This is a genomic window from Streptomyces sp. NBC_00203, assembly GCF_045206325.1.
GTDB classification, from domain to species: Bacteria; Actinomycetota; Actinomycetes; order Streptomycetales; family Streptomycetaceae; genus Streptomyces; species Streptomyces lutosisoli.
Genome location: NZ_CP108126.1, coordinates 5,067,598 through 5,086,408, shown reverse-complemented (window position 1 = coordinate 5,086,408; position 18,811 = coordinate 5,067,598). Strand labels below are relative to the sequence as shown.

Here is an 18,811-nt window from a genome sequence, read left to right as displayed (position 1 = left end):
GGTCCAGCGGGTGTGGTGCCAGTTGTGGTGCCAGTCTGGAGTAGTGCTTCAGTTTTGAAGCACTACCTCAGGGGAGAGACAGTACACGGTGCTTTAAACTTCAAGCAACGCTTTTGGTCGATTGGCTCCTGACGCCTGCCGGCCTCAGGAGGAACGTCGCCGCCACGGCAGATCTTCCCCGCAGGCCCCGGGATTCTCGCCCTGGATGCCCCGAGTGATGCTCGCGGAGATCTCCTCCAGCTGTCCGACCTGCTCCGGGGTCAGATGGTCGAAGAGTGCCGCCCGGACCTGCTCCACATGGCCGGGCGCCGCCCGCTCCAGGACGGTCATGCCCTCGTCCGTGAGCACCGCGACCTGGCCGCGCTTGTCGCTGGGGCAGCCCTCCCGGCGTACCAGGCCGTCGTTCGCCAGCCGGGTCACGCCGTACGTCAGCCGGCTGCGGGTGATCTTCAGGATCTCGGCGAGGTCGGTCATCCGCAGCCGCCGGTCCGGTGCCTCGGAGAGCATGGCCAGGATGGAGTAGTAAAGGTGCGGCATGCCGGTCTCCGCCTGGAGCTGCCGGTCGATCGTGTCCTCCAGGAGCGAGGAGGCGGCGATGAACGAGCGCCAGGCGCGTTGTTCGGCGGGCGAGAGCCAGCGGGTCGTCATGCCGCCAGTCTAGGTACTGTTTAAAAGTTGAACCACTAGGAGCCGAGAGCTCGGAGCTGGAGGGTGCGCCCCATGCCCCACCCCTACGTCCTGTTGTCCGCCGCCGTCTCCCTCGACGGCTTCCTGGACGACACCGGCCCCGAGCGGCTGCTGCTCTCGGGCGCCGCCGACTTCGACCGGGTCGACGAGGTACGGGCGTCCAGCGACGCGATCCTGGTCGGCGCGGGCACGCTTCGCTCGGACAATCCGCGACTCCTGGTCAACTCGGCCGAGCGGCGCGCGGCGCGGATCGCCTCCGGGCGGCCCGAGTACCCGCTGAAGGTCACCGTCAGCGGGTCCGGCGACCTCGACCCGGCGGCGCAGTTCTGGCACACGGGCGGCGAGAAGGTCGTCTATACGACGGACGAGGGCGCGGGGAAGGCCTCCGGCCTCCTGTACGGCCTCGGCGTCGAGGTGGTGTCGACCGGACCCGAACTCGACTGGCGTGTATTGCTGGAACACCTTTATGACGTACGAGGTGTACGGCGCCTCATGGTCGAAGGGGGCGGGCGGGTGCACACCCAGCTGATGCGGGAGGGGCTCGCCGACGAGCTGCAGCTCGCCGTCGCACCGCTGTTCGTGGGGGAGGTGGACGCGCCGCGGCTGTTCGGGCCCGGGGTGTATCCCGCCGGGCGGATGCGGCTGGTGGAAACACGGCCCGTCGGGGATGTCGTCCTCATCCGGTACGTCCCCACGGCGCCCGGTGTCGGGGGGCTCGCCTCGGCCGCGGACCGGCACTGGTTGGGGCTCGCGTGTGAGCTGGCGGAGTTGTGTCCGCCTTCGGAGACCGCGTTCAGTGTGGGGGCGGTGGTCGTGGCCGCCGACGGGACCGAGCTGGCCCGGGGCCACTCCCGTGAGGGTGACGATTCCGTGGTCCACGCCGAGGAGGCGGCGCTCGCCAAGATCGACCCCGCCGACCCGCGTCTTGGCTCCGCCACGGTGTACAGCAGCCTGGAGCCGTGCGCCCGCCGTGCCTCCCGGCCCGCGCCGTGCGCCCGCCTGATTCTTGACGCGGGGGTACGGAGGGTTGTCACCGCCTGGCGCGAGCCCGACACGTTCGTTGCCGGCGCCGACGGTAACGCGCTGCTGGCAGCCGAGGGTGCCGACGTCGTCGTACTCCCGGAGTACGAGCAACGCGCGACCGCCCCCAACCACCACCTCCTGGGCTAGCCCCGGCGGTTTCCCCGCGCCCCTTAAGGGGCGCGGGGAACTGCGCGACAAGCCCCCACCGGCCCGCGGCCAAAGAACCCACCCTGGGGATGGGACGGGTAGGGGCGGCGGGGGCGAGAAACCGCTGGTGGGAAACGTGTGTGCTGGGGGTCCCGCGGATGGCGTACACTGGTTTCAACGACGCGGGGTGGAGCAGCTCGGTAGCTCGCTGGGCTCATAACCCAGAGGTCGCAGGTTCAAATCCTGTCCCCGCTACTGAAGGCCAAGGGCCGGAACTCGGATTCACGAGTTCCGGCCCTTGGTGTATGAGGACCCGCGTCCCACGTCCCCCGGTCGGTCCACACCGCTCGCCCCCACCCCCCACTCCATGAACCCTGAACGAGTGGGGCAGCAAGCAGACGAGCAGCGGACCGACAGCCCCGTCCCGCCGGACCCGGCCCGCCGCAGGATCTCGTACGCACGGGCCTTCGTCCGGACACTCCCCGCACTGCTCATCGCCGTCGGAGCCGTCTACGACTACGTCACCCCGTCGGACTTCACCGCGGCCCCCCTCTTCACGGCCGCTCCCCTCGTGGCCGCGCCTCTGTACTCGCCGCTCGGCACCGTCCTCACCGGCATCCTCACCATCGCCGCCGTCCTCGCGGTCCACCTCAAGCTCGACATCGTCCTGAACGTCGACTCGGTCACCGAAATGGCCACCGTGGCCACGGCCGCCGTCCTGGCCGTGCTCATCAACATCCTCGTCCGCCGCAGCGACGAACGGCTCGCCTCGGTCCGGGAGATCGCCGAGTCCATGCAGCGCGCGGTGCTGCCGGAGCCCGAGGAGCGGATCGGCGGACTGGAGGTCGCGGCGCGGTACGAGGCGGCGCAGGCGGACGCGTTCATCGGCGGCGACCTGTACGCGGTGCAGGACTCCCCGCACGGCGTACGGCTGGTGGTGGGCGACGTACGCGGGAAGGGGATGGGCGCGGTGGCCGCCGTGGCTGTGGTGATCGGGGCGTTCCGGGAGGCGGCCGAGCAGGAGGCGACGCTGGAGGAGGTCGCCTGCCGTCTTGAGCGGGCGCTGGCCCGCGAAGGGACCCGGCGGGACGGGCTGGACGCCTTCGAGGGGTTCACGACGGCCGTACTCGCGGAGATCCCGCACGGCGCGGACGTCGTACGGATCGTCAACCGCGGCCATCCCCCGCCGCTGCTCCTGCACGCGGACGGCACGCTCGTCGCGCTCGCCACCGAGGATCCCGCGCTGCCGCTCGGCATGGGCGAGTTGGGCACCTGGCCCGACCGGGCGATGGCGGCCGGATTCCCGAGGGGAGCCACGTTGCTCCTCCACACCGACGGCCTGTCCGAGTCCCGCGACGACCGCGGGGAGTTCTACGATCCCGCCCCGCGTCTCGTCGGCCGCGCCTTCCCCGGGCCCGACGCCCTGCTGACCGCCCTCGCCGAGGAGGTCCGCCGGCACACGGGCGGCGCCCTGACGGACGACATGGCGCTGCTCGCCGTACGGCGTCCCGGGGAGGCCACTGAGGGGCTTTCTTGATCGTTGTCACGAGGGGTGATCGGGCAGTGCCCCTCCGCATAACAACTGACACACCGTCAACTGAATCGACGTTTATGGAACGTGGTCAACTCGCCCGGTTTACGCCGGTGGTGACCCCAAAGTCCTGGCCAAAAGCGTTAACGATCAGTCCGAACAGCTTGGAATCCGGTACCCGGGTCTATTAACGTTCGATAACGCAGCGCGGTCGTCCCAGCCGTCACAAGAGATGGCTCCGTGCGCACGCGCCGAATCCCGCAAGGGAACCGGGGAACCACCAACTTGGGGTGAATCGAGCGTATTCCGTCGTGGGAACACGACAGGTATACGCGCGTAGGAGACCTTCCTGCTCCGAACCCGTCAGCTAACCCGGTAGGCGAGAAGGAAGGAAAGGAGTGCGCCCACGTGGCGTCCAACCGGCCTGCCCAGCCAACCTCGTTCGCGCCGAACGACACACAGCCCTTCGGCTACGCCTACGGCAACGACGAGGGGCCTTGGGAGGAGTGGAACCCCACTGAGGATTCCGTCCGTCCCGTTCGCGGCCGGCACCGCGTCAGCAAGCAGCGCGGTGGGGGACTCGCCCGCAGCTCCACGGTTCTCGGCGTCGGCGTCATAGCCGCAGTGGGTGCGGGTGGCATGGCCACCGCCGCGCCCGGCAAGCCGCCGGTTTCGATCTCGCTGCCCGACCTGTCGTCGGTCACCGAATCGGCCAAGGCCCTGATATCCGACGGCGGTTCCGCTACGCCCAAGGGCTCTTCCACCCCGCTCACCAGCGCCGGCCTGACCAGCACCGACACCGCGCAGGGCAGCACCGACGCGGGTGAGGCGCTGCGCGCCCGCATCATCCAGCAGGCCGAGTCGCAGCAGGACCAGGTCGACAGCGCGGCCCAGCAGGCCGCCGAGGCCGCCGCCGCGAAGCAGGCCGTCGCGCTCGCCGCCAAGCAGCAGGACGACGCCGAGGCCAAGGCCGCCGCCGCCAAGAAGAAGGCGGACGAGGCAGCCAAGCAGGCCGCCGAGGCCAAGCGTCTCGCCGAGCTCGCCAAGAGCTACTCGCTGCCCACCTCCTCGTACACGCTGACCGGGCGCTTCGGTGACGCCGGCTCCATGTGGTCCTCCGGCTACCACACGGGCCTCGACTTCGCCGCGCCCACCGGCACGCTGATCAAGGCGATCCACAGCGGCACCGTCACCGAGGCGGGCTGGGCGGGCGCGTACGGCTACCGCACGATCCTCACCCTCGACGACGGTACGGAGCTGTGGTTCTGCCACCAGTCGTCGATCAGCGTCAGCGTGGGGCAGAAGGTCGCCACGGGTGACGTCATCGGGCGGGTGGGCGCGACGGGCAATGTCACCGGGCCGCACCTGCACCTGGAGGTCCACCCCGACGGCGCCGCCACCGCGATCGACCCGATGACGTGGCTGCGCAGCAAGGGGCTCAATCCCTGAGGCCGGTTCCGGTTCCGGTTCCTTTTGAGGCCGGCTTCTCTTGAGGCCGGCTTCTTCTGAGGCCGGCTTCTTCTGAGACCAGCTCCTCTTGAGGTCGGCATCTCCTGGGGTCGGCTTCTTTTGAGGCCGGCGTGGTTTCTTCCTGGTCCCCGGCGGTCCTGACGACAACCCCCCGACGTCAGGGCTGCCGGTCCGGTCTGTGTGGAATACAGCCATCCGGTGCGGGCGTTGAAGCTGATCATGACTTCTCTCCGCAAGCTTGGCTCGTCCGACCTCGAGGTCTTCCCGCTCTCCCTCGGCGGCAACGTCTTCGGCTGGACCGCCGACGAGGCGCAGTCCTTCGCCGTGCTCGACGCGTACGCGGCCGCCGGCGGCAACTTCCTCGACACCGCCGACTCGTACTCGTCATGGGGCGAGGGCAACAAGGGCGGCGAGTCCGAGACCATCATCGGCAAGTGGCTCAAGGCGCGCGGGAACCGCTCCGACGTCGTGGTCGCCACCAAGGTCAGCCAGCACCCCGAGTTCCCGGGGCTGTCCGGCGCCAATATCAAGGCCGCGGCCGAGGCGTCCCTGCGCCGCCTGGACACCGACCACATCGACCTCTACTACACGCACTTCGACCAGCCGGAGGTGCTGGTCGAGGAGATCATCGGTGCGCTCGACGAACTTGTGAAGGCCGGCAAGGTGCGCCACATCGCCGCCTCCAACATCTCGCCCGAGCGGCTCCAGGAGTCCCTGGAGTTCTCCGACCGTGAGGGCCTCGCGCGGTACGTCGCCCTCCAGCCGCACTACAACCTCGTCTCGCGCGACACCTACGAGGGCTCGCTCCAGGGGGTTGCCTCCCGCACCGGCCTTGCCGCCGTCCCGTACTTCGCGCTCGCCTCCGGCTTCCTCACCGGCAAGTACCGCCCGGGCGCGACGGTCGACTCGCCTCGCTCCGCGGGCGCGGGCCGCCACCTCGACTCCGAGCGCGGTGTCCGGGTCCTGGCCGCCCTCGACGAGGTCGCCCAGGCCCACGAGGTTCCGGTGGCCACGGTCGCCCTGGCGTGGCTGGCCGCTCAGCCGACGGTCGCGGCGCCGATTGCTTCGGCTCGGACGGTGGAGCAGCTGCCGGCGCTGCTGGGGGTGGCGGACCTGGTCCTGACGGACGGCGACCTCGGGAAGCTGACGGAGGCCTCGGCGTAGCGGCTGCCGGGTTTCTTCGCCCCCGCCGCCCCTACCCGTCCCATCCCTCTGGGGCTCCGCCCCAGACCCCGTAGGCCGGTTCCTTGGCTGGGGGTGGGTGGGGGCTGGTCGCGCAGTTCCCCGCGCCCCTAAGGCGCGGGGCTGCGCCCCGCGATCCCACGCCCGCCCCCAAGTTCTTTAGGGGCGCGGGGAACTGCGCAGTCTTTTAGGGGGGTCTGGGGGCGCAGCCCCCAGGGATGGGACGGGTAGGGGCGGCGGGGGCGAAGAAGCTACGTGCGGTACGGGTTGTACGCGGGAGGTCCGTAGGGCTGGGCGTAGGGCTGGCCGTAGGTGTGCGCGTAGCCGTGTGCGGGCCACGGCGGGGGTACCGGGACCACCGGAGCCGTCGCCCGGGCGGCGTACGCCAGGGCCGGCCGGGCGATGTCCCGGCGGCGCCACAGCTCGTCGAGCAACTCGCGCTCCCGTACGACGAAGTCGGCCCCCGCACGCCCCCGCCGCCCCCGATGACGGAGAAACGCCAACGAGGTCGCGTACGCCTCGTACTCCGCGACCGAGCGCCCCGCGGCCTTCCCGAAGTGATGTCCCGCCCACTCACGGGCGAGCCGCCGCGCCCGCATCGACCCCAGTACGTACGGCTCCGGCGCGGTCAGCCACCCGGCGAGGGCATACGCGGGCAGTTCCGCGCGCACGGTCCGCAGCTCCCGCTGCCGTGTCCAGATGGCCAGCCAGGTCAGCAGCCCGAACGCGGGCACCATGAACGCGGCGTACACCGCGAAGAACCCGTACTCCCCGAAGCTCGACGAGCTGTTCCAGGCGGAGTGCATGCCCATGGCGAGCAGCAGCCCGCCCAGCGGCAGCAGTACGCGGCGCAGATGCCGGCGTTCGGCGGACATGGCCGCGATGCCGAAGCCGATGCCGGTCAGCACGGTGAACAGCGGGTGCGCGAAAGGTGACATCACCACGCGGACGAAGAAGGTCGCGGCGGTGACGGACGCCAGCCCGCGCTCGCCGCTGAGCTGGTCGGTGCCGAAGGCGGTGCCGAGGTAGAGGATGTTCTCGGTGAACGCGAAGCCGGTGGCGGTGACCCCGGCTATGACGACACCGTCGACGATCCCGGTGAAGTCCCGTCTGCGGAAGAGGAAGACCAGCAGCACGGCGGCGGCCTTCGCGGACTCCTCCACGATCGGCGCTATCACGGTCGCACCGAGGGTATCGGCGCTGGACGGGTCCGCGGTCGCCGTCGCTATCCATCTGGTCGCGAAGCTGTTGGCGACGATCGCTATCAACGCGGCCGCGCAGGCGCCCCAGGCGAAGGCGAAGAGCAGGTTCCGCCAGGGCCCGGGCTCGACCCGGTCCAGCCACCGGAAGGCGGCGACGAGCAGCGGCACGGGGAACACGGCGAGGCCGAGGCCCACCAGAAAGCCCTCGGTGCCGGTCTGTTCGCGGACGAGGGCCAGGATCACGAGCCCCGATATCGCGAGGAGTGTGATCAGCGCGCCGTAGCGCACAGGCTTCCGCTGCCACCAGTGCGCGTGCCGCAGCGCACCGCCGGCGGGACCGCTGGGGTGCGTCGGGTACGGGGGACACGTGGCCACGGCATTGACCCTAACGAGACAGGGGCACAGCCCGCGACGGCGCCTGGTGCCGTGTGCGGGGCTTCAGTCGCCGCTGGACTGCTGGTCCGGGTGGTGTACGAGGTGCTGTACGCGCCGGAACAGGAGGTCGTTCACCACATGACCCTTGTCCAGTCCCTGGCCCTCGAAACGGGTCAGCGGCCGGAAGTCGGGACGTGGCGCGTAACCGCCGTCGGGCTGGGTGTTCTCGAAGTCCGGGTGCGCGCTCAGCACTTCGAGCATCTGTTCGGCGTACGGCTCCCAGTCGGTCGCGCAGTGCACGAGGGCGCCCGGTCTGAGGCGGGTCGCGACGAGGCTGAGGAACTCCGGCTGGATCAGCCGCCGCTTGTGGTGCCGCTTCTTGGGCCAGGGGTCGGGGAAGTACACGCGCAGGCCGTTCAGGGACTCCGGCGGGAGCATCTCCCTGAGCAGGATGATCGCGTCGCCGTTGCCGACCCGGATGTTGGACAGTCCGTTCCGGTCGGCGAGATTCAGCAGATTGCCCTGACCCGGGGTGTGCACGTCCACCGCGAGGATTCCGGTCTCCGGGTCCTCGGCCGCCATCTGCGCGGTGGCCTCGCCCATGCCGAAGCCGATCTCCAGCACGACGGGGAGGTCGGACCCGAACAGTTCCGCGAGATCGATCGTGCGCTGCCCGTCGATGTCCAGACCCCACTTGGGCCACAGCCGCTGCAACGCGTCCGCCTGCCCGGTCGTCACCCGGCTCCGCCGCGGCTGAAAACTCCGGATCCGCCGCTCGAAGTGCGACCCCGCGGGGTCGGCCTTCGGCCCGTCCGGGAAACGGGGCTCGCCCTTGGCGCGGGCGTGATGCAGCGAGCCGTCGGGGGTGGGGGCGGCGGCGGGTGCGGGTTCTTCGGGGAAGTGAAGGGAGTCAGACACAGTGGGATCGATTTTACGGGGCGGAGAGGGCATGTTCTTCGCCCCCGCCGCCCCTACCCGTCCCATCCCCCAGGGGCTCCGCCCCTTCGACCCCGTGGGTTGTGTTTCGCCTGCGGGCGGATGGGGGCTGGCCTAAAAGATTGCGCAGTTCCCCGCGCCCCTTTTAGGGGCGCGGGGAACTGCGCAATCTTTAGCGGGGGTCTGGGGGCGGAGCCCCTGGAGGATGGGACGGGTAGGGGCGGCGGGGGCGAGAACTACCCCCTCACGCCGCCGCCAACGTAGCCAGTGCCCTCCGTGCGACCTCTCTCCCGATCGGCAGCGAAGCCGTAGCCGCAGGGGAGGGAGCGTTCAGTACGTGCACGGTCCGGGGGCCCTCCCGGATCAGGAAGTCGTCCACCAGGGTCCCGTCGCGCAGGACGGCCTGGGCCCGCACCCCGGCAGGCGCGGGGACAAGGTCGTCCGGGGTCACCGCGGGCAGCAACCGCCGCACCGCATCGGTGAACGCCGGCTTCGACAGTGAACGCCGCAGCTCCCCGGCCCCGTACCGCCAGTGCCGCCGGGCTATCCGCCAGGAACCGGGCCAGGCCAGGGTCGCGCCCAGCTCCCGGGGCCGGACGACACCCCACCCGTACCCCTCCCGGGCGAGCGCGGGCACCGCGTTCGGCCCGATGTGGACGTGTCCGTCGATGCCCCGGGTGAGGTGCACCCCGAGGAAGGGGAAGGCCGGGTCGGGCACGGGATAGACCAGTCCGTGCACCAGCTCGGGCCGCGCCAGCGTGTAGTACTCGCCGCGGAAGGGCACGATCCGCATGCCGGGGTCGTCCCCGGCGAGCCGGGCGATCTCGTCGCAGTGCAGCCCCGCGCAGTTGACCAGCACGCGCGCGCGGACGACCGCCCCGTCGGCCGTACGGACGGCGGCGCCGACGCCGGGGCGCTGGTCGACGCGGACGACAGCCGCCCCGTACCGGATCTCGGCCCCGGAGGACTCGGCGAGCTGCCGGGCCACCGCGACGAAGTCGCAGATCCCCGTGGTGCCGACGTGGATGGCGGCGAGGCCGCGCACCTCCGGCTCGTACTCCGCTATCTGGGCCGGGCCAAGCTCCCGTACCGGAATGCCGTTCTCCCGGCCGCGCTGGACCAGTCCGTGCAGCCGGGGCAGCTCCGCCTTGTCCGTGGCGACGATCAGCTTGCCGGTGACGGCATGTGCGATGCCGTACTCCGCGCAGAACTTGACCATCTCGGCGGCGCCCCGCACCGCGTACCGCGCCTTCAGGGAGTCCGGGCGGTAGTAGATCCCGCTGTGGATCACCCCGCTGTTGCGCCCCGTCTGGTGCCGGGCGGGACCCTGCTCCTTCTCCAGCACCGTCACCCGGGTGCCCGGCGCCGCGCGCGTGATCGCATACGCCGTCGACAGGCCGACGATCCCGCCGCCGATCACCAGCACATCGCAGTCGTACACGCTCGGCACCTGCTCCACCTCCCGGCTTCGATAGTGCACTGCGCCACTGACAATGCCTTCAAACCCGGCGGAGGCGGGCCGCGCCCCCAAAGGGGCGCGGGGAACTGCGCGACCAGCCACAGACCACCCGCAGCCCCGAAACCACAGGAACCCGGCAGATGCGAGGGACCCTGCCCCAAGCGGAGCGCCTACGCCGGGGCCATGAGCAGCGGCCGTGCGCGCTCCCGCAGTTCCGCCACGCGCGGCTCGTCGCCGTACGGCTCCAGCCGGTGCAGGAGATCCTTCACGTACTCGGTGGTGCGCGCGGAGGAGATGCGCCCCGCGACCTCCACCGCCCGTACGCCCTGCTCGCACGCCGCGTCGAGGTTGCCCGACTCCAGCTCGGCGACCGCCGACACCACGAGTCGCAGGCCGTGGGAGCGTACGAACTCCTCCGTCGGCTTCGACAGCGCCTGCTCGGTGAAGCGGCGCACCTGGCGTGGCGCCTTCAGGTCGCGGTAGCACTCGGCCGCGTCGGCGGCGAAACGGTCGTACGAGTAGAAGCCGAGCCAGGACGGGTCGTTGTCGCCGTCCCGGGCCCGCTCCAGCCAGCCCTCGGCGGCCTTCAGGGCGGCGCCGGCCGCCTGGGCGTCGCCGGCGCGCGCGTGCGCGCGTGCCTCGACCAGGCGGTAGAAGCTCATGGTGCGGGCTGTCGCCAGTCCTCGGTTGCGTTCCAGAGCGGCCTGGGCGAGGTCGACGCCCTCGTCGCCGAAGCCCCGGTACGTCGCCTGGAGGGACATGGACGCGAGTACGTAGCCCCCCAGGGGCACGTCGGCGGCCGCTCGGGCGAGGCGCAGCGCCTGGATGTAGTAGCGCTGGGCGGCTTCCTGCTGGCCGGTGTCGAAGGCCATCCACCCGGCGAGGCGGGTGAGCTCGGCACTGGCTCCGAAGAGGGCTCTGCCCACCTCGTCCGAGTAGGAGCCGAGCAGCAGAGGCGCCGCCTCCACCCTCAGGCACTCGGGCACCATGGATGAACGCCAGTCGCCGCCTCCGTACTTGGAGTCCCAGCGCCTGGCGTCCTCGGCTGCCTCGCGGAGCTTCTGCACGTCGCTGTGGCCGACTTTCAGCGGTGCTCCGGAGCCCTCACCGGGGCTCACCTCGCGCGCCACCGAGCTGTCGGCCGGGGTTATCAGCCACCGTGAAGCGGGAGTTGCGTATGCGCTCACTGCGAATGACCCGGCGAGCGACTGCCAGATGCCGCCGCTGCCGGCCCGGCGCCCGGCGAGGTCGAGGCGGTACAGCTCTGTCGCCGACCGCACCGCCTGTCCGACGTCACGGGGGAAGGCGAGGCCCACCTCGGGTGCGGGATCCGCGTCCGCCAGGCCGATCTCGTGGAGCGGCACCGGGCGGCCGAGCTTCTGGCCGATGGCGGCCGCGATGAGGTGCGGCGCCGCACCTTGCGGCACCATTCCCTTCGACACCCAGCGCGCCACCGACGTCTTGTCGTAGCGAAGAGTCAACCCGCGTTGAGCGCCAAGGTCGTTGACGCGTCGTGCGAGTCCTGCGTTGCTGATTCCCGCGAGGGCGAGAACGGCGCCGAGTTTTTCGTTCGGCCCGCGTTGCTCCCTGGACATGCGCCACCCCTCGACACAGACGGCTGCCGCGCTGGCATAACCACGCGGCATTCGTAAACCCAGCGTAGTTCGCCCAATCCCAAGCGTTAAGAGGCCTGGTTCCGGATGGCGGGATTGTGGTCCGTACGACAGTACGGACGGTTGCGGCGTGCTCCCGCTGTGTGGCCGTGCGCCCGTCCGTGCGCTCTTCTCCGGCCATTGGGGGAGCGCTTCCATGGAACGTGCGTGGGTCGGCCCGCTGTACTGGATCCAGTGGGCTGGGGGACACCGCCGCCTACATCCCCGCGGGCGGCGGACCGGTCCGGGAGGCGAACTCCGCCTCCCGGACTGTGCGTTGCCGGAGCGGTGCGCAGGGCCTGTACGGAGCGTGTGCGCTCCTGTCCGCCCGCAGCCGATTTGGCTGAAAATCGATGGTGGCTCTCGGAGGCAATTAGGGCTCCTACCACGTCAGTTGAGGGCGCGTAGGGTGTTTTGGGGGAGCGTATCGGGGGCGCATTCGCGTCGGCCCGGCGGGGGGTGGACGACGCTCGGACGTCGCCCGGACGTGGCTCGGGGAGCTTGCCCGGAGGCGGCCTCTCGTCGGCGGCGCGGCGGCTCGACTTCGCCCGACATCGGTTGTGCGTCGGCTTCTTGGCGGCGCGGGCGCTCGCACGGGGGCGCACTTCAGGGTGCGCAAGCCGCCGCAGGAGCCCTCCCACGCGCGTCCTTCGTGGCAGCATGGTGCCGAGTTCGTACGGTGCACTGGTTGTCCACAGCCTGTGGAGGCGGCGATGCGATGGTTGGTGGGGTGGAGCAGCACCGTCGCCAGAACGCCTGAGATCGGCTCGGCGGGCGCCACCGGAAGCGACGGCGAGACCGTGCACCCGGTGGGTTCCCAACTCCTGTGGGGCGACCCCGATCCACTCTGGGCCGTCGGCGACTGGCGTCCCGACGAGGTGCGCGTCGTGAAGGCCGACGCGCAGAACCGTATCGCCGTACTCGGCACCTGCGGAGCCTCCGACGAAGAGCTGCGCGTCGGGCTGTTCGCCGCGCGCGGAGGGGCGATTCGGCATCTGACCAACTGGTCCGGCAGCTATACGGCAGTCGTCCAGGTGGGCCGGCGGGTGACCGTCTGCGGCGATCTCGCGGGCGCGCGGCCCGTGTTCTACACCCCCTGGGCGGGCGGCACGGCCTACGCGACCGCCGCGCTCCCCCTCGCCGACCTCATCGAGGCGAACCTGGACTTCGGGCACCTGGCGGCCCTGCTCGCCGCCCCCGACGTACCGGCCGCGGTGCACGACTCGACCCCGTACGACGGCGTGCGGCGCATCCCGCCGGGGCACGCGCTCATCCTGCGCGCCGGGGCGCGCGAGATCGCCGGGTACGAGCCGGTCGCCTCCCTCGCGGTCGCGGCGCCCTCGGCCGACCCCACGAGCGCCGTGGACGCCGTGCGCGACGCCCTCGTAGAGGCCGTACGCGCGCGTCTCGCCGCGCCGCGTCATGTGCCGGGCACCGATGTGGACCCCGGGCCCGTGCCCGGGATGGGGCCCGCCGAGCGGCGCGCCGCGCGCGGGATGCCGGTGCCGGGGATCGGCGCCGACCTCTCCGGAGGGCCCGCTTCGGGGACGCTGGCGCTGCTCGCCGCGGGGCTTCCAGGGGCGCCGGGGACTGTTCTGGGGCACGGCACGGGCGCTGGTGAGCGACTTCTTGCGGTCACTTTCAACGACCTTGCCGTCAGCGGACGGGAGGCCGAGCTGGAGCGGGCCGGGACGCTCGCCGCGAATCCCCGGCTGCACCATGTGGTCGTCACCGGGGGCGAAGAGGTGCTCCCCTACGCCGACTTGGACGGCCCCCTGACGGACGAACCGGGCCCGTCACTGGTGACGGCGGCCCGGCACCGCGCGCGGCTGTCGGCCGGGAGCGCGGACCACTTCACGGGGTACGGGGCCCGGCAGGTCCTGGACGCCCATCCGGCGCGGCTCGCGGACCTGCTGATGGACCGCAAACGGCGTCACCTGGTGCGGCCCGTCGCGGCGCTGGCGAAGGCGGACGGTTCGGTGATGGTCCCCGCGCGCGTGTACGGCGCCGCGCGCAAGCTGGCCCGTACGCCGTACCGCACCGGCGTCGACGTGCTCGCCGACCGGCTGCTGCACCGGCGGTTCGAGGAGCCGGGGGGTGCCGTGGGGGCGTCGCTCGCCGCGCTCACCTGGGCCAGGCCCGGGCCCGCGGCGCGTTGGCTGACCGGTGAGGCGCTTGCTGAAGTATCGGTTCGCCTGCAAGGGGCGACGGGGCGGCCGGGGGTCGGGCCCGGGCAGCGGCCGGGCGACTTCCGCGCGCGTTCGGCGCTCGCGCGTCACGCGGCCGATGTGCGCGTCCTGGAGCAGGCCGCCGAGATCCGCTTCCAGCGGCTGCACGCGCCGTTCCTCGACAACCAGGTGGTACGCGCGTGCCGTGACCTTCCCGAGGCGCTGCGGGTGCAGCCGGGCGCTCGCGCGGCGATCCTCCGTACGGTGCTGGAGGGGGCCGGGGTGGCGGATCTGCCTCCCGGGTGGGGCGCACCGTCCCACGCGTCCTCGGCGGCGGCCGCACGCACGGGGTTGCGGGTGGCCGCGGATTCCCTGATCGCCCTCTTCGACACACCCCTGCTCGCCCAGGCGGGCCTCGTCGAGGCCCGCGTCGTCCGCAAGGCCCTCCGCGCGGCCGCGGAGGGCGAGCCCCTGCCCCTCGACGGTCTCGCCGACCTGGTCTCCCTGGAACTGTGGCTACGCCGGTTGCTGGCCCGGCGGGGAACGTGCTGGACGGGAACACCCGCCCGACAGCGCGCCGTCCCGGCCGGGATTGTGCCGCAGGGGCGGGCATTGGGTGCGGGTGCGGGGGCGGGGGCGGTTCGGAGGGGGTAGGCGGCGTTGGTGGGTGGGTCGGGGCCGTGCCGGTACGTCCAGCCCGTCGCCGGTGGGCATTACTGCCTGCTTCCACAGCATGAACTTGCCCATAACCACGTAAGCGACGGGCTGGACGTACCGACACGGCCCCTTCGCTGCGTCGCCGACTGCGCCGCCGTCGTACCGGGTGAGGGTGGGTGGGGCCGTCGTGCGTCGCCGGCTGCGGGTGCGTGTCGGCTGGGGCTGTGCGTCGCCGGGTGCGGGTCCGTGTGACGAACGGTTCCTGGGGGATCGCGGGCCGCAGCCCCGGGTGCCTTTGTCTTTTGTCCTTTAGGGGCGCGGGGAACTGCGCGCCCAGTCCGCACGGACCCGCAGCCGACAAACAACCCCCACCCCCACCCACCCAAGGGGCGCGGGGAACTGCGCGACAAGCCCCCACCCACCCGCACCCGACACACAACCGAACGGGGTCGAAGGGGCGGAGCCCCTGGAGGATGGGACGGGTAGGGGCGGCGGGGGCGAGAAACGCACTGCCTGCACCACCGCGGGCGGAAACCGTGCCCGATAAGGCTCGCCGGGGAAAGCCGATGCCGCGGGTTGCGGGGACGGTGAGAATGGGTGGGTGCGGTACAGGATTCTGGGGGTCACCCAGGTGGAGGACGACCGGGGCGCCCAGATAACCGTGGGCGGCCCCCGCGTACGCGCGCTGCTCACGGCCCTGGCCCAGCGCCCCGAACACACCACCACCCCGGACACCCTGATCGACGAGGTGTGGGCGGACGATCCCCCACAGGACGCCCCCGCAGCCCTACAGGCACTGGTCGGCCGCCTCCGCCGAGCCATCGGCAAGGACACGGTCACCTCCGAGGCGGGCGGCTACCGCCTGCGGGCCACCAAGGACGACGTGGACCTGTTCGTCTTCGAGCGACTGGTGGCGCAGGGTAAGGCCGCACTCGACCAAGGTGACGCCACAACCGCCGCCGACCGCCTCCGCGAGGCCCTCGCCCTGTGGCACGGCCCCGCCCTCGCCGACCTCCCCGACCGCACCGCCGCGACCCGCCCGGAGGCCCTCCGCCTGGAGGCGAAGCGAGCCCGCGTCGACGCGGACCTGCGGCTCGGCCGCGCCTCCGACGTCGTACCGGAGTTGAAGGAACTGACGGCGGCTCACCCATACGACGAGGCGCTGCACGTCCTGCTCATCCGCGCCCTGCGCGACGCCGGCCGAGGCGCGGATGCCTTGGCTGCGTACGAGGGGGTGCGCCGCGGGCTGATGGACGGTCTGGGAGCGGATCCCGGGCGGGAACTGCGCGCGCTGCACGCGGAGTTGCTGGACCCGCAACAGAATCCGCAACCGGAGCAGGGGCGCGAGCAGGGGCAGGGGCAGGAGTACGGGCAGGGGCATGGGTACTGGCAGGGGAACGGGAACGGGAACGGGGCTCGGGCAGGGGACACGGCTCGCCCCCAAGTCCGTGCCGGCGGGGCGGCGCCCGCCGGTTCCGTCGAGTCGGGCGATCTCTTCCGGCCCCCGCGGAGCGGGAACATTCGTCCCCGTCTGAACTCATTCGTCGGGCGGGAACCCGAACTCGGAGCCATCCGTTCGGATGTTCAGAGGGCACGCCTGGTCACCCTGACCGGACCAGGTGGTTCGGGAAAGACCCGCCTCGCCGAGGAAGCCGCCGCCGGGCTTCCGCAGGCGTGGCTGGTCGAGCTGGCCCCGCTCGACCGGCCCGAGGCGGTCCCGGGTGCCGTGGTCAGTGCCCTCGGTCTGCGCGAAACCGTGCTGATCACCAACGAGATGGCGGTCCCGCAGGACGACCCGGTCGCCCTGCTCGTCGAGTACTGCGCCCCGCGCAGCCAGCTCTTGATCCTTGACAATTGCGAACATGTCATCGGCGCGGCGGCCGAGCTCGCCGAGACTCTGCTGACGCACTGCCCGGGGCTCACGATCCTCGCCACCAGTCGTGAACCCCTGGGCGTGCCCGGCGAGTTGGTGCGCCCTGTCGAGCCCCTGCCGCCCGATCCCGCGCGCCGCCTCTTCATGGAGCGGGCGTCGGCCGTGCGTCCCGACGCCGACGTCGCGTTCCACGACTCGGCGGCCGTGGACGAGATCTGCCGGCGCCTCGACGGTCTGCCCCTGGCCATCGAGCTGGCCGCCGCCCGGCTGCGGCTGCTCACCCCTCGTCAGATCGCCGACCGGCTCGACGACCGCTTCCGGCTGCTCACCTCCGGGAGCCGCACGGTGCTGCCCCGCCAGCAGACCCTGCGCGCCGTCGTCGACTGGTCCTGGGACCTGCTCGACGAGCGGGAGCGGACCGTGCTGCGCGAGGCGTCCGTGTTCGCGGGCGGCTGGGACCTGGCGGCCGCGGAGGCCGTGTGCACCGGGCCCGCGGCCGATCTCGTCGGGGCGCTCGTCGACAAGTCCCTGATCGTCGCCACCCCGTATGACGGAGAGGGAGACGAGGGTGGGGAGGGAGGCGTCTATGGAGATAGCCATGGAGATGGCCACGTAGATGGCGTTCGGCTTGGCGGCATGCGCTATCGCATGCTGGAGACCATCCACGAGTACGCCACCGAGCGCGCCGCCGAGGTCCCCGAACTGCGCATCGCGGCCGAGCGGCGGCATCGCGCATGGGTGCGCTCGCTGGTCGAGGAGGCCGAGCCGCTGTTGCGTTCCGCCGAGCAACTCCCGTGGATCCGGCGGCTGGAGACCGAGCTCGACAACATCAGGGCTGCCCTCTTCCGCGCGATCGTCGCCGGTGACGAGGAGGAGGGCGGTGCCATGGTCCTCGCCATGGGCTGGTTCTGGTGGCTGCGCAACTTCCGCCGCGAGGGCACGGAATGGACGGACCTCGTGCTGCGGCTGGGCGCGATGCTCGACGCGACCGGGCCCGGTGCCCCGCCTGCCCCAGGGAGGCCGCAGGCCGTGAGCCCTGGGACTGGCGCCGCTGTGGGCAGTCGGCCGGGCACGAGAACGGGCTCTGGGACGGGCGCGAGCATGGGTACCCGGACCGGCACGACCATGGGTGCCCGGAAAGACACGGGCGCAGGTCCTGGAGAGCCTGGAGAGCCTGGAGAGGGCGCGCTGCCCGTCGGGTCTCGGCCCGTCTCCGGTGACGCCCTCCTCGCCGAGCTGGACGCCGTCGACCCCGTGGCGGTCTTCCTCGACGCCCCCGAGCGCGATGAGCACCCGTTGCGCGGGATGCGGATGCGGCTGCGGCTGTTCCACCTGTTCATGAAGATGGACGTCGGCTCGCTGGACGGGCGGGTGGACGGGCCGATGCGGGAGTACATCCAGCGGGTGCGGGCCGTCTTCGAGAAGGGCGGCCCGGACGCGGCCCGGATGCCGGGACTGATCTGGCCGATGGCCTCCTACTTCCTGGGCGGCGCGGACGATCTGCGGCCCGTCATGGACGCGGCGGTCGCCAACTGCCGTGCGTACGGGGGCGAGTGGGAGATCGGCGTCACCCTGATGTTCCGTACGCACATGGTCGTCGACGCCCCGGGCGGTATGGACGGCGTGGACGACGACCTGGCGGAGCTGCGGGTGCTCAGCCGCAGGGTGGGGGACCGCTGGATGCGGGCCCAGGTGTGCAGCGCGGCCGGTGAGGCGGCGATGGCGCGCAGCCTGTTCGACGAGGCGAAGGGGGAGTACGAGGAGGCGCTGCGGCTCGCCTTCGAGGTGGGCGCGTATGCCGAGACGCCGTTCCTCATGGCGCGGCTGGCCGAGATCGCCTATCGCGCGGGCGAGCGGTCCCGGGCGCTGACCGCTCTGGACGAGGCGAGTGCGGCGGCCGAGCGGTACGGGGTGACGGATTCCCGGGCGTTCATCCGTCTGCTGCGGGCCCAGGTGGCGTTGGACGACGGCGAGGTCGCCTTCGCGCGCGAACTGTGTGAGCAGGCGCGAGAGGATGGCTTCCAAGGAACCCCGCCTCCGCAGTTCGTGGCGGCACTGAACTGGGTGGACGCGCTCGTCACAACCGCCGAGTCCGGTCCGGAGCGCGGTCTGCGGAAGCTGTTCGACGCCCTGCGGCAGGCGGTGGACTCGTGGTGCGCCGATGTGGTGAAGGCGGGCTTCCTCGATGTCGGGGCGGGCCTCCTGGCCGAGCTGGGCGACTTCCCGCACGCGATCCGTCTGCTCGCCGCCGGTGCCCGCTGGCGCGGCGGCCATCCGCGTCCCCCGCGCGAGCGCGTCCAAGCCGAGCGTACGGAGGCAGCCGCGCTCGCGGCCCTCGGACCTGTCCGCTACGAGTCCGAGCGGGCCAAGGGTTCGGACTTCACCACGGACGACGCGCTGCGGGACCTGGCCGAGGCGCTGAATGAGCACCCCACCGCCGACTAGCCGC

At 71.8% G+C, this 18,811-nt stretch carries 11 protein-coding genes, 1 tRNA gene and 1 riboswitch; of the genes, 7 read left to right on the top strand and 5 right to left on the bottom strand.

Going from position 1 to position 18,811, the window contains the following annotated elements; all coding sequences use genetic code 11:
* Positions 1 to 144 precede the first annotated feature (144 nt).
* A complete protein-coding gene (locus OG975_RS22800; RefSeq protein ID WP_406331196.1) occupies positions 145 to 648 on the bottom strand; it encodes a MarR family winged helix-turn-helix transcriptional regulator in 504 nt (167 codons plus the stop codon).
* A 72-nt stretch (positions 649 to 720) separates the two neighbouring features.
* Between OG975_RS22800 and OG975_RS22795 the strand changes: the two genes are divergently transcribed.
* From OG975_RS22795 to OG975_RS22775, 5 genes are all read left to right on the top strand, one after another.
* Complete coding sequence (locus tag OG975_RS22795; RefSeq protein ID WP_406331195.1) at positions 721 to 1,857, top strand: dihydrofolate reductase family protein; 1,137 nt, start codon at positions 721 to 723, stop codon at positions 1,855 to 1,857.
* 181 nt (positions 1,858 to 2,038) lie between these two features.
* Positions 2,039 to 2,112 (top strand) — tRNA-Met (locus OG975_RS22790).
* A gap of 112 nt (positions 2,113 to 2,224) precedes the next feature.
* Positions 2,225 to 3,394, top strand: a complete 1,170-nt coding sequence (locus OG975_RS22785) for a PP2C family protein-serine/threonine phosphatase (RefSeq protein WP_406331194.1) — start codon at positions 2,225 to 2,227, stop codon at positions 3,392 to 3,394.
* A 233-nt stretch (positions 3,395 to 3,627) separates the two neighbouring features.
* A riboswitch (cyclic di-AMP (ydaO/yuaA leader) is annotated at positions 3,628 to 3,785 on the top strand.
* An 11-nt stretch (positions 3,786 to 3,796) separates the two neighbouring features.
* On the top strand, positions 3,797 to 4,837 hold the full coding sequence (locus OG975_RS22780; RefSeq protein WP_406331193.1) for a M23 family metallopeptidase: 1,041 nt from the start codon (positions 3,797 to 3,799) through the stop codon (positions 4,835 to 4,837).
* A gap of 240 nt (positions 4,838 to 5,077) precedes the next feature.
* On the top strand, positions 5,078 to 6,022 hold the full coding sequence (locus OG975_RS22775) for an aldo/keto reductase (RefSeq protein ID WP_406331192.1): 945 nt from the start codon (positions 5,078 to 5,080) through the stop codon (positions 6,020 to 6,022).
* A gap of 269 nt (positions 6,023 to 6,291) precedes the next feature.
* Here the strand turns inward: OG975_RS22775 and OG975_RS22770 are convergent, their stop codons facing one another.
* From OG975_RS22770 to OG975_RS22755, 4 genes are all read right to left on the bottom strand, one after another.
* Positions 6,292 to 7,617, bottom strand: coding sequence for a PrsW family intramembrane metalloprotease (locus OG975_RS22770; protein ID WP_406331191.1), 1,326 nt, complete (start codon positions 7,615 to 7,617; stop codon positions 6,292 to 6,294).
* Positions 7,618 to 7,680: 63 nt separating this feature from the next.
* Positions 7,681 to 8,535 carry a tRNA (guanosine(46)-N7)-methyltransferase TrmB gene (gene trmB / locus OG975_RS22765; RefSeq protein ID WP_406331189.1) on the bottom strand — a complete coding sequence of 285 codons (855 nt, stop codon included), beginning with the start codon at positions 8,533 to 8,535 and terminating at the stop codon, positions 7,681 to 7,683.
* Positions 8,536 to 8,797: 262 nt separating this feature from the next.
* Positions 8,798 to 10,033 carry an L-2-hydroxyglutarate oxidase gene (lhgO, locus tag OG975_RS22760; RefSeq protein ID WP_406331188.1) on the bottom strand — a complete coding sequence of 412 codons (1,236 nt, stop codon included), beginning with the start codon at positions 10,031 to 10,033 and terminating at the stop codon, positions 8,798 to 8,800.
* Positions 10,034 to 10,182: 149 nt separating this feature from the next.
* Complete coding sequence (locus tag OG975_RS22755) at positions 10,183 to 11,607, bottom strand: MFS transporter (RefSeq protein ID WP_327429883.1); 1,425 nt, start codon at positions 11,605 to 11,607, stop codon at positions 10,183 to 10,185.
* Positions 11,608 to 12,377: 770 nt separating this feature from the next.
* Here OG975_RS22755 and OG975_RS22750 point away from each other — a divergent pair.
* Entirely contained in the window at positions 12,378 to 14,486 is a 2,109-nt protein-coding gene (locus tag OG975_RS22750; RefSeq protein ID WP_406331187.1) for an asparagine synthase-related protein, read from the top strand.
* Between the two features lie 604 nt (positions 14,487 to 15,090).
* A complete protein-coding gene (locus OG975_RS22745) occupies positions 15,091 to 18,807 on the top strand; it encodes a BTAD domain-containing putative transcriptional regulator (RefSeq protein WP_406331186.1) in 3,717 nt (1,238 codons plus the stop codon).
* The last annotated feature ends 4 nt before the right edge of the window (positions 18,808 to 18,811 follow it).